Here is an 11,415-nt window from a genome sequence, read left to right on the forward strand (position 1 = left end):
AATATCTTAGCCTAAAATCAATAAATTATGCTAGTGCTTTGACAGCTGCAATTGCCGCTTCATAGTTTGGATGGTCTGTTGCTTCAGGAACATATTCCACATATGTCACTTTGTCATTTGCATCCACAACAAACACCGCACGTGTTAGAAGGCGTAATTCTTGGATGTAGACACCATATGCTTCACCAAATGAAAGGTCACGGTGATCTGATACTGTTTGAACAGCATCAATGCCTGCTGCACCACACCAACGTTTTTGAGCAAATGGAAGGTCAACAGATACAGTATAGATAACTACATTGTCACCTAAGTTTGCTGCTTCTTCATTAAAACGACGTGTTTGTGCATCGCAAACACCAGTATCTAATGATGGTACAACGCTAAACAAACGAATTTTCCCCTCTGAATCTTTTAATGTAACAGGTGATAGATCATTCGCTAATACAGTAAAGTCTGGTGCTTTGTCTCCAACTTTTACTTCGTTACCTACAAGTGTTACTGGGCCATTTTTAAATGTTACTTGTGCCATATAAACGCCTCCTAATCTTCATATGTACATAATATTACTAAATAGAGGGAATTAATTGCAACTCAGACAACTTATCAAAAATAGTTTTGAAAAAATCATTTCGAACCTATTCATCCATATTTGATTTAGGTTGCATCATTTTCCAAGCTTATCTCTATAATGTAGGGTTGATTTCCGTTCCGGCTTGGCGCTTTCCTGGGGGCGTCCGATGAGCCGCTTCACTCGCGTTGCTCGCTCCAGGGTCTCGGGCCAACAAGAGGTTGGTCACGAAAGCGTTATCACAGGACGTGATGGTTTTAGCCTTCGTTCCTCTATTGCTAATCCCCAAGGAGTCGCCAAGCCTCCACTACAATCAACTTTATCCATGGTATACGTTATTATAAATGCATCCTAATTATTGGATCTTTTTCCCAACGAACTAACTATTAATCACCTCTATCATCACTAAAATAAAGAGCTGTCTCACCGTAATGAGACAGCTCTAGTCATTATTCTTCGTTATGTTTCTCTAGCTTTTCAGGTTCTGATTTTTCCTCTAGAGGTACAGATTCAACCTTTTCCTCTTTGATTGGCAAAGATGGTTGCACAATATCTTTTTCAATATATATTTTTTCATGAACGACTGTTGTATCCGCAAAAAAATCATGTATACCTTGATTGTTCGGTAGAATGCCTACAAGAATATAAAGTGGCATAAAAATGCTGTTGATGATACGCCCAATCCAATCACGGAATAACACGTCTGACCATGTCAGCTTCTCATGTTTTAATGAAATAACACGTAATCCTAATATCATTTTCCCTAATGTTTGCCCAAAAAATTTCGTCATTAATACGAAATAACTGTAATAAAGAATAGCGGATATAATCGAAATCGGTGCATACCACACTGTGTCAGATAATGACCAATCCATTAAATAAAATATTGGGTTAACGAGAATTCCACCTACTGCTGCAATAATAATTCCGTCTATGAAAAATGCCCAAAAACGCATCCAAAAGCCTGCCGTTTTCAACGCATAATTTTTATTCGTAATTGGCTTATCTATTAGGAACGTATTCTCCATAGAGGGTGAACCTTGCATAACAATATCATTGTTTGTCATTGTACTCCCTCCTTAGTTTTCGCCATATAAGTACATCATTTTTGGTGCTTTATATTCTGCCATAATTTTCATCAGCATTTTTTCCTCTGCTGAGGGACCAAACATGGATCCAATTTTCATCCCAACATATGATGGCCAACCACCCGTATCATATGAATACTCAAATAATTCTGCGTCCTCTAAACCAAAGTCTTTACGCATTGCAGTAATTGCTGCTTCCTCATCGCCAAGCTCATCTACTAAGCCCGATTCAAGAGCCTTCTTACCACTAAGAATTCGACCATCGGCGACTTTTTTCACATCTGCTTCAGACATATTACGGCCTTTTGCCACAATATGAACGAATTCCTGATAAGTTTCATTAATCATGTCTTGCATCATAGCACGCTCTTCCGCTGTCACTTCACGCATTGGGCTAAGCATATCTTTATGTTCACCAGATTTAAACGTTTCATATTTAATACCAACTTTTTCTGCTAACGCCTGATAATTAATAGATTGCATAATGACACCAATCGAACCTGTAATTGTATCACGTTGCGCAAATATTTTATCTGCTGGCGCTGAAATATAATAACCACCTGAAGCTGCCATCGAATCCATAGTTACATAGATTGGAATTTGTCGCTCTTCTTTAATTTTCATGAGTTTTTTATAGATTTCAGCTGATTCCTTTACACCGCCACCTGGTGAATTAACACTTAAGACGATACCTTCCACAGTCTCGTCATTTAAAATATTATCTAATTGATCTAAGAAAAATTGGTGATCATAAGAAACCGATTGCCAAAATGTACTTGAGCCAACATTTTGAATCGTTCCATCAACCTTTAAGTATGCAATACGTTTATCCATATCGCCACCTTCTTTAACCTTTTCCATTACAATTAAATCGTTTCCATCCATTAAGCTATCAAAATTACTAAAGAAATTCGATTTAAATATTGCAAAGATAGTGTTGATCCCTAATGAAAACACTAATAGTACACCTGCAATTATTAAAGCTGTCCACCTTTTACCATTCATATCTTTCCATCTCCTCATAACGTTATACGATTGATATCCTAATTTGTTTCATACTTATTGCAATAATATGGCTTATCACCATAACATAGGGGTTGATCTCTGTTCCGTTTTAACAAATATCACTCCTTAATTTAAGTAAATAACCAATACTATGCAAAAGCTTTAACCAATTTAACCAACTCAACCTATTCAACTTATACTACATTATCTAATATTAAAAAAAAATCAAAGTTCATAAAAAAAGCAGGAACTTTGATTTTCGACATTATTTCCTAGGAAATTAACGATGATTAATATAATGGATTTTTTCTTGCTCACGTAATTCGACACGGCGAATTTTGCCTGATGTAGTCTTTGGTAGCTCAGTAACAAACTCAATAGCACGAGGATATTTATAAGGGGCTGTTAAAGTTTTCACATGGCTTTGTAGTTTTTTAATAAGCGTTTCATCACCAACTACACCATCAGAGAGCACAACAAATGCCTTCACGAGATTTCCACGAATTTCATCTGGACTCGCGACTACGGCAGTTTCTTTTACCGCTGGATGCTTCAATAACGCATCTTCTACCTCAAATGGGCCTATCGTATATCCAGACGAAATAATAACATCATCCCCACGTCCTTCAAACCAAAAATAGCCATCTTCATCTTTATATGCACGATCTCCTGTAATATACCAATCGCCTCTAAATTGTAAATTTGTACGTTCGGGATCGTTTAAATATTTCTTAAATAACGCGGGTGATTCACAGTGTACAGCAATATCTCCAACTTCTCCAATTACAGTGGGATTTCCAATATCATTAATAATTTCAACAGTATTACCCGGAGTAGGCTTACCCATTGAGCCCATTCTAGCCTCCATCCCTACCATTGTTCCAACAAGTAATGTATTCTCTGTTTGTCCATAACCATCACGTACTTGTAAATTAAAGACTTCGGAAAATACTTTTATCACTTCACTATTTAAAGGTTCACCCGCTGACACAGCCTGACGTATCGTACTTAAATTAAAGTCTTGCAAATTTTCAAGACTTGCCATAAATCTGTATTCGGTCGGTGTGCAACACAGAATATTTATATTAAATTTTTCAAGCAATGCAAGGTATGTTGCCGCATCAAAGTGACCTTTGAAAACAAATGCTGTTGCACCACTTCCTAAAGTAGCAAGGAACGGAGTCCAAATCCATTTTTGCCATCCTGGTGCTGCTGTAGCCCAAACAATGTCACCTTCTTGTACACCTAACCAATTTGGAGCAGTAGTTCGCAAGTGCGCATAACCCCAGCTATGTGTATGAACCGCTGCCTTTGGATTGCCTGTTGTACCACTCGTATAAGCTAAAAATGCAATGTCTGTACTCTTAGTCGGCGTAGAACTTATGTAAGTCGTCGGTTGATTTTGCATTTTTTCAAGCAGCGGCTGCCAAGGTTCCTGTGCATGACCAATGACAAATTGCTGTATTTCTTGTAATTTCCCCACATTATCGAATTGTTCAATATAAGGCTCAAATGCTACAACGCCTTTTGCATCGGCATGATTGATTCGATATTCAATATCCTTAGTTCTCAGCATTTCTGAGCTAGGTATAATGGTTAAGCCTGCCTTTAAGGCAGCAATATAGACGATATATGCTTCAACTGATCTGGGCACCATGACCAAAATAACATCACCTTTTTTTAAACCTTGAGATGTAAATACATGTGCTGCCTGGTTCGCCTTTTCAAGTAAAGCTCGATATGTTAAGTACTGGATTTCCTCATCTTCGTTATAAACTAATAATGCATTTTTAGTAGAATCCTGTGCATATTTTTCAATTTCCTCTGAAATGTTATACCATTCTGGTGCGATTAAATCTTCTCTTTTCATGGCAAATGCCCCCTTTTGTACGCTCATTATAAAACTCAATTTTTATCATTTTCAATGGAATTCACTCCAATTCATTAAAGTCGTGACAACTATCATGTTCTGCTATATGGCATCAGTCACGTATTAGTACTATCAATTTCGACTTAGCTTTAGTGCCGTTTTCGCAATGAAGAAAAAAACTCCCTATTGAACACAAGTGAATAATATGGTACATTTTGGTCAACTAAAAGCAAGATTGCAGGGGGACTCATTTAGAGTTGAGAAGGTAAAACCTGACCCTTTGAACCTGTTAGTTAATACTGACGTAGGGAGCAACTCACATCTATTTACTGATGAAAGGCTCTTTTGCGTGTTTTTTTCTACACGAAAAAGAGCCTTTTTTGCACGCTTACGTCCATCCAACAAGGAGGACTTAAAATGGTATTTCATACTATCCGTAAACAAAATCCACTTATTCATTGCATTACTAATTATGTTGTGGCTAATTTTCAAGCAAATGGCTTATTAGCAATAGGCGCTTCACCAGTTATGGCAGATGACAGTCATGAGGTTGAAGAAATGGTCGCAATTTCCTCAGGCTTATTGATAAATATCGGTACCCTTAACGAGCGAATGAAAGAATCAATGTTACTTGCTGGAAAAAAAGCAAATGCCCTTGGTATTCCCGTCATTTTAGATCCTGTTGCTGCAGGTGCAACAACTTACCGGAAACAAACGGTACAACAATTACTTGAGGAAATAAATTTTGCGGCTATTCGTTGTAATATCGGAGAGCTTGCAGCTATAGCCGATGTAGAATGGCAACAAAAAGGCGTAGATAGTGGGAGTGGTTCAATTTCTTTAGAAGTTGAGGCACAAAAAGTAGCTCAACTCTACGATTGTATTGTTATTGTGACCGGCGAAAAGGATTTTATTACTGATGGCGAACATCAGCAATGGGTTACAGGTGGAAATTTTCAAATGACAGAAGTTACTGGAACAGGTTGCTTATTGAGCGCCATTTGTTGTGCATCCTACGTCGCAGGAAATAAACCATTCGACCAATTGGTAGAAACATTATCGCTTTATAAAAAAGTGGCTGAACAAGCCGCTTCTTCTACTTCATACATTGGCGATTTTCAAATTGCAGTATTGAACGAACTACATCGCCTTTCCAAGGGTGGTGAACAATAATGCATATTGTAACAACAATTGCTGGTTCTGATAGTGGTGGCGGTGCAGGCATACAGGCTGATTTAAAAACATTTCAGGAATTAAAGGCGTTTGGAACGTCTGTTATTACAGCTTTAACCGCTCAGAATACACTTGGTGTATCGGATGTCTTACCAATTGAAGTTAGTTTTGTTGAGAAACAACTCCAAGCGCTAGTCGAGGATTTTTCAATAAGTGCCGTTAAAACCGGAATGCTGTTTTCCTCTGAAATAATTCAATCAATTGCACAGATTTTAGCTGAAAGAAATATTCCGCTTATAGTAGATCCTGTCATGATTGCAAAAGGCGGTGAAAGTTTATTACAGCAAGAAGCAATTGAGGTATTACGCAGTTGTTTGCTTCCTTTAGCAACAGTCGTAACACCGAACATTCCTGAGGCAGAAACCCTTTCTGGAAGGACAATCAATTCTTTAACAGATATTAAAGAAGCAGCTAAGGTCTTATTACTAATGGGCGTTCAATGCGTCATTATTAAAGGCGGTCATTTAGAGGATAAATGTTATGCTACTGATTATGTATTTTTCCAAGATGGTCGATCATTTTCCATGCAGTCCACTCGTATTGCAACAAAAAATACGCATGGTACAGGCTGTACGTTTTCCGCTGCATTAACTGCTTTTATTGGTCAGGGACTACCTTTAGAAGAAGCGATTGAGGAAGCTAAAAAATTTATTCAATTAGCAATAACTCATGATTTATCTATTGGTAATGGACATGGTCCTACAAATCATTTTGCTTATCAAAACTTGAAGGATTCCTGCGAGGTGATTATTCATGAAACGTGACGATCTACAGCTATATTTTATAATGGGTACAGGTAATGTTTTCAAACAAGAGCCATTAAACGTTTTAGAGAAAGCTCTGCAATCTGGAATTACTATGTTTCAATATCGTGAAAAAGGACCAAATACATTAACTGGGCAAGCATATGAAGATTTTGCTCGCAAATGTCAAAAGCTCTGTCAACAGTATGATGTTCCGTTTATCGTCAACGATGATGTCGAGCTAGCTATAAAACTTAGAGCGGACGGTATTCATATTGGGCAAGAGGATTTTCCTGTGTCGACGGTGCGTAATAAAATTGGCAATATGATTTTAGGTGTTTCTGTTCATTCACATGCTGAATTACAAACTGCTCTACAATATGGTGCTGATTATGTAGGAATTGGTCCGATTTTTTCAACCACTTCTAAAAGTGACGCCAATCCTCCTAGTGGGACTGATTTTTTACAGCAAGTTAGGCTACAATATCCTGAACTCCCTATCGTTGCAATTGGAGGCATAAACTGCTCGAATGCTCCTACGGTATTTAAAGCAGGTGCGGATGGAATAGCAGTTATTTCTGCCATTTGCCAAAGTGAGGATATTTCAAATACAGTCTCTACATTTAAATCATTTGTAGGATAAAGTGAACGTTTTTACCCCACTGATTATTAGTCTTCACCAATCGGATTTTTACGGGCAGTTAGCCTCACCTATTTCTTTGCTCTCATTGAATTGAAATGGGAGGACCTAACGTTTCTCTTTTGATATAGATAAATTACTGCCCGTTAATACGGGATAAAAATTAAAAAATTTAAACAAACTAAAACCAGTGCCTTTTACGGTCACTGGTTTTAATTTTTTGCTGATTAAGCAATTATTGGTTGTTTGGCATACCTTTTAATTGTGATTCAGCCATTTGTACAAGACGTTTAGTGATTTCACCGCCAACGGAACCGTTAGCACGAGCTGAAGCGTCAGCTCCTAATTGAACACCAAATTCTTGTGCAATTTCGTATTTCATTTGATCTAGAGCGTACTCTACACCAGGTACTGCAAGTTTGTTTGAACTGCGATTTGTTGAAGTCATGTGTCTCTCACCTCCTTGTGAATATAGAATGTGCGATATTAGATTTTTAATACAAAAATTTTAAAGGTAAATTGTACCTCCGAAGGAAATGAACAAAAAAAAGCCAACTCAAGACTTTGAGTCGGCTCATTAGCTTACGAAATCGCAAGTTTCTTCTATAGAAGATCTGCAAATTTATCGGCTTCTTGCTCTTTTTTCGGGAAAATATAAACTTCACGGTTTTTCACTGCTCGTTCGATTAGTTCATCAAAATCCGAGAAGCTTTCATAATGCTCAACCTTTTCAAGCTTTGGCTTTGTTTTTGGACTTGCTGGAGTAAAAATTGTACAACAGTCTTCAAATGGCTGGATAGACGTTTCGTATGTGCCTATTTTCTCTGCAATATCGATAATTTCTAATTTATCTGATGAGATTAATGGACGTAAAATTGGTGTATTAGTTACGGCATTAATAGCTGTTAGACTTTCAAGGGTTTGACTCGCTACTTGTCCAAGACTTTCACCTGTAACAATTGCTAGCGCACCAATTTCTTCACGTACTTTGTCAGCAACTTTTAGCATCATTCGACGAGTTGTTGTCATCGATACATTAGAAGGTACTTTTTCTTTAATAAGAACTTGGATTTCAGTGAAAGGAATAACATGTAAACGAATACTAGCGCCAAATTTCGTTAATTCATTAGCAAGCACCTTTACTTTTTCCAATGAATTTTGGCTTGTATAAGGTGGACTAAAGAAGTGAATCGCTTCTAAGCGCACTCCTCGTTTCATCATTAAATAACCAGCAACAGGACTATCTATTCCACCAGAAAGCATTAATAAAGATTTACCATTCGAACCTACAGGCATTCCACCTGCACCTGGAATAACTTGTGCCATCATATATGTTGCGTCATGACGCACTTCTACACGAAGTTCGATATCAGGCTTTTTCACCTTTACTGATAAATTTTGATATTGTGGTAATACATAACCACCGATTTCGCGTTGAATGGCATGTGATTCTAATGGAAATGTTTTATCAGTACGCTTTACTTCTACTTTAAAAGTAAGCTGCTCATTTTTAAATGTATCCATAATTGTTATAGCAAGTTTTTTCATGGCCTCCATGTCTTTTTCACATGCTGCCACTGGACTAAATGATTGGATACCAAAAATTTTAGGTAATCCTTTTAATAGAACGTCCATTTGTGTTTCATCTTGAATGGCGATAAACATACGGTCGCGCTCTGTACGAATGTGTAAATGCCCTAAATCTGCAAATGCATGACGAATGTTCTCACGTAAACGACGAATAAAATCCATCTTGTTGCGACCTTTTGTAGAAAGCTCTCCATATCGAATTAAAATTTCTTTCCAAATCATTTTTAAAATTCTCCTTTAAGTTCCATCAATACTTCATCTAACACTTGTTTAAACTTTACTATATCTTCATTTGTTACATGTGCGCCAAAACTTATACGAATAACACCCTTTTTAAAGTGCTCATCAATATTTAAAGCTTCAACAACATGGCTTGTTTTTGTCTGTTTCGATGAGCACGCACTCGATGTCGATACAATTACATTGCGTTTTTGCAATGCATTAATAATGACTTCACCTTTTAAGTCGCGAATACTAAAAGATAAAATATGTGCCGCACCTTGTGGGGTTGATAAAATATGCGCTGCATCTCCATAGCCACGTAGTTGCGTGCATATTTCTTCATTCCATTGACGATATTTTTTTGCACGATCATTCATCGTCTCTACTGCTATTCGGGCTGCTTTAGATAAGGCTACTGCTTGCGGTACAGCTACTGTTCCACTACGCAAACCAAACTCCTGCCCTCCGCCAAGTGCATATGGTTGCCATTTCATTTTTTTACGAAATGCTAGTACACCTGAACCTTTAAAGCCATGAATTTTATGGCCAGAAATTGAAATACAGTCTGGTCCATCATCATCGTTAAATGATATCGGTAACTTTCCAAAGCTTTGTACAGCATCCACGTGAAAAGCTGCGCGACTTGATTCATGAATAATTTTTGCAGCTTCAAAAATTGGTTGGATAGCACCCATTTCATTATTTACATGCATCATACTTACTAAAATGGTATCCTTGCGCACTTTTGTACGAAGCTCCTCTAAAGAAATAACTCCATTTTTATCGGCTTGTAAGTATTCAACATCAAAACCCTCTTGCTCAAGTTGCTTAACAGCTTCTAGAACAGATGGATGTTCAACTTCAGTTGTTAAAATATGATTTCCTTTATGTGTATTGCTACGTGCTAAACCAAATATAGCCGTGTTATTGGATTCAGTACCACCTGATGTAAATAGCACATTTTTTGCTTCTGTCTGCAAAATATCTGCTACTTGCTCACGTGCACGCATTAACAATTCGTTTGATTCAACACCCATTGCATGAATGGAAGCAGGATTGGCATAATACTGCTCATTCACTGCCATAAATGCTTGCATAACCTCTTTTAAAGGTTTTGTTGTTGCACTGTTGTCTAAATAGATTGTATTAACTTCCATTAATATTCACACACTTTCAAAACGTTGATTTAACGGTATTTATCATAACGCAATCTTCAGCAATTGACTACTAACTTTAACAATTATCCTAATTTAATCACTTATTTGTTTGCTTTTAATGTGAAAAACCACCCATTAAGAGTGGCATATTAAAATTTACTATGAACGTTTCCTGAGTATAAAAATTTGGGTTTTGCATTGTTAGGCTTATTACTATAACGTGAAGTTGATTTCCGTTCCGGCTGGGCGCTTTGTAGCTGTCGCTTCGCTTTCGCTACAGAAAACATTTGTTGCTGTCGCTTCGCTTTCGCTACAGAAAACATTTGTTACTGACGCTTCGCTTTCGCTCAGAGCAGAGCTTCCTGGGGGCGTCCGATGAGCCGCTTGGGGCAACAGGATGTTTTTTGCGCGAAAGCGTAGTGCTAACGTAGCGTCAGCAGCAGGATGTTGGTCACGAAGGCGTTATCACAGGACGTGATGCTTTTAGCCTTCGTTCCTCTATTGCTGATCCCCAAGGAGTCGCCCAACCTCCACTCCAATCAACTTATATACATGACATATGCTTTAAATAAATGCCATCCTCAACTTTCAGCAGCCATATTTATACTATATTTTACCACCATATTGAAGGCGGACTTCACCACAATATACCTTAGTCAACACGCTTATTTTTAACCTTTTTTCATTGTTATAAATTCTGTTGAAGCTGTAAATTCCATGACTTTTGTAAAACCTAATTTTTCATAAAGATGAATGGCTCTTGTATTAAATGTAGCTACTGTTAAACGAATAGGACTATGATTTTCTTGTTGTAGCTGATTTAAAATAAATGAAAAAAATTCTGAACCGCAACCTTTTCCTGTTAGCTCAGGCTTCATCCCTATCCCCACATCAATGCACTCGTCTAAATACGCACCATAATCACGTCCTTTAGGTACTTGTGCTGATGTTCCTGTACAGAAAAAACCAACTAGCTCTTCTTGATCATTGACAATTGAATAATACGGACTTTCAAGAATTTCTTTTAGAGATTCATCGCATAGATCATTGTTATAAAAATCATATGGTTCTTCATATTTCCAATTCAAAATATCAGTCGCAAAAATTTCATTCATTTCCCGAATATAAAATTGCATTATGACCACCTCTATTAGTTTTTAATCAAAATCGTAGTGAGACATCATGTGAAGCTTCCCGCTCCATTTCCCTTTTATCACGAATGCGTAGCTTCCTCAAACATTTCAAGGCGCTAAAATCGTAGGTTTAGAGAAATTTTGCATCTTAATAACAAAACTGTCT

11 protein-coding genes and 1 riboswitch are annotated in these 11,415 nt (G+C 37.4%); of the genes, 3 read left to right on the forward strand and 8 right to left on the reverse strand.

Annotated elements, in window-relative coordinates:
- Window positions 1–25 precede the first annotated feature (25 nt).
- The 4 genes from tpx to mbcS form a co-directional block, all read right to left on the reverse strand.
- Window positions 26–529: a thiol peroxidase gene (gene tpx / locus ABH966_RS03370; RefSeq protein ID WP_337989065.1), complete on the reverse strand. Its 504-nt coding sequence runs from the start codon at window positions 527–529 to the stop codon at window positions 26–28.
- A gap of 488 nt (window positions 530–1,017) precedes the next feature.
- Window positions 1,018–1,635, reverse strand: a complete 618-nt coding sequence (locus ABH966_RS03375; protein ID WP_370075713.1) for an RDD family protein — start codon at window positions 1,633–1,635, stop codon at window positions 1,018–1,020.
- A 12-nt stretch (window positions 1,636–1,647) separates the two neighbouring features.
- Window positions 1,648–2,661 carry a signal peptide peptidase SppA gene (gene sppA, locus ABH966_RS03380; RefSeq protein WP_370075715.1) on the reverse strand — a complete coding sequence of 338 codons (1,014 nt, stop codon included), beginning with the start codon at window positions 2,659–2,661 and terminating at the stop codon, window positions 1,648–1,650.
- Window positions 2,662–2,941: 280 nt separating this feature from the next.
- Window positions 2,942–4,531 (reverse strand): acyl-CoA synthetase MbcS, encoded by a 1,590-nt coding sequence (mbcS, locus tag ABH966_RS03385; protein WP_370075717.1) that lies wholly within the window; start codon window positions 4,529–4,531, stop codon window positions 2,942–2,944.
- Window positions 4,532–4,760: 229 nt separating this feature from the next.
- A riboswitch (TPP riboswitch) is annotated at window positions 4,761–4,859 on the forward strand.
- An 89-nt stretch (window positions 4,860–4,948) separates the two neighbouring features.
- Here mbcS and thiM point away from each other — a divergent pair.
- The 3 genes from thiM to thiE are packed head-to-tail and all read left to right on the forward strand — an operon-like array spanning window position 4,949 to window position 7,150.
- Window positions 4,949–5,704: a hydroxyethylthiazole kinase gene (gene thiM, locus ABH966_RS03390; RefSeq protein ID WP_370075719.1), complete on the forward strand. Its 756-nt coding sequence runs from the start codon at window positions 4,949–4,951 to the stop codon at window positions 5,702–5,704.
- A complete protein-coding gene (gene thiD, locus ABH966_RS03395) occupies window positions 5,704–6,528 on the forward strand; it encodes a bifunctional hydroxymethylpyrimidine kinase/phosphomethylpyrimidine kinase (RefSeq protein ID WP_370075721.1) in 825 nt (274 codons plus the stop codon). The genes thiM and thiD overlap by 1 nt, the downstream gene beginning before the upstream one ends.
- A complete protein-coding gene (gene thiE / locus ABH966_RS03400) occupies window positions 6,518–7,150 on the forward strand; it encodes a thiamine phosphate synthase (RefSeq protein WP_370075723.1) in 633 nt (210 codons plus the stop codon). Before thiD ends, thiE begins: the two co-directional genes overlap by 11 nt.
- A 232-nt stretch (window positions 7,151–7,382) precedes the next feature.
- Here the strand turns inward: thiE and ABH966_RS03405 are convergent, their stop codons facing one another.
- From ABH966_RS03405 to ABH966_RS03420, 4 genes are all read right to left on the reverse strand, one after another.
- On the reverse strand, window positions 7,383–7,595 hold the full coding sequence (locus ABH966_RS03405; RefSeq protein WP_049667479.1) for an alpha/beta-type small acid-soluble spore protein: 213 nt from the start codon (window positions 7,593–7,595) through the stop codon (window positions 7,383–7,385).
- A gap of 155 nt (window positions 7,596–7,750) precedes the next feature.
- On the reverse strand, window positions 7,751–8,959 hold the full coding sequence (thiI, locus tag ABH966_RS03410; protein WP_370075725.1) for a tRNA uracil 4-sulfurtransferase ThiI: 1,209 nt from the start codon (window positions 8,957–8,959) through the stop codon (window positions 7,751–7,753).
- Window positions 8,960–8,961: 2 nt separating this feature from the next.
- Window positions 8,962–10,116 (reverse strand): cysteine desulfurase family protein, encoded by a 1,155-nt coding sequence (locus ABH966_RS03415; protein ID WP_370075727.1) that lies wholly within the window; start codon window positions 10,114–10,116, stop codon window positions 8,962–8,964.
- Between the two features lie 671 nt (window positions 10,117–10,787).
- Entirely contained in the window at window positions 10,788–11,252 is a 465-nt protein-coding gene (locus tag ABH966_RS03420) for a GNAT family N-acetyltransferase (RefSeq protein WP_370075729.1), read from the reverse strand.
- Window positions 11,253–11,415 lie beyond the last annotated feature (163 nt).

The organism is Lysinibacillus sp. RC46 (genome assembly GCF_041262385.1).
Classification (GTDB): domain Bacteria; phylum Bacillota; class Bacilli; order Bacillales_A; family Planococcaceae; genus Lysinibacillus.

What these genes read in the sequence shown, in the direction of transcription:
- tpx (WP_337989065.1), bottom strand. Translation starts at nt 529, where the DNA reads ATGGCACAAGTAACATTTAAAAATGGCCCAGTAACACTTGTAGGTAAC.
- ABH966_RS03375 (WP_370075713.1), bottom strand. Translation starts at nt 1,635, where the DNA reads ATGACAAACAATGATATTGTTATGCAAGGTTCACCCTCTATGGAGAAT.
- sppA (WP_370075715.1), bottom strand. Translation starts at nt 2,661, where the DNA reads ATGAATGGTAAAAGGTGGACAGCTTTAATAATTGCAGGTGTACTATTA.
- mbcS (WP_370075717.1), bottom strand. Translation starts at nt 4,531, where the DNA reads ATGAAAAGAGAAGATTTAATCGCACCAGAATGGTATAACATTTCAGAG.
- thiM (WP_370075719.1), top strand. Translation starts at nt 4,949, where the DNA reads ATGGTATTTCATACTATCCGTAAACAAAATCCACTTATTCATTGCATT.
- thiD (WP_370075721.1), top strand. Translation starts at nt 5,704, where the DNA reads ATGCATATTGTAACAACAATTGCTGGTTCTGATAGTGGTGGCGGTGCA.
- thiE (WP_370075723.1), top strand. Translation starts at nt 6,518, where the DNA reads ATGAAACGTGACGATCTACAGCTATATTTTATAATGGGTACAGGTAAT.
- ABH966_RS03405 (WP_049667479.1), bottom strand. Translation starts at nt 7,595, where the DNA reads ATGACTTCAACAAATCGCAGTTCAAACAAACTTGCAGTACCTGGTGTA.
- thiI (WP_370075725.1), bottom strand. Translation starts at nt 8,959, where the DNA reads ATGATTTGGAAAGAAATTTTAATTCGATATGGAGAGCTTTCTACAAAA.
- ABH966_RS03415 (WP_370075727.1), bottom strand. Translation starts at nt 10,116, where the DNA reads ATGGAAGTTAATACAATCTATTTAGACAACAGTGCAACAACAAAACCT.
- ABH966_RS03420 (WP_370075729.1), bottom strand. Translation starts at nt 11,252, where the DNA reads ATGCAATTTTATATTCGGGAAATGAATGAAATTTTTGCGACTGATATT.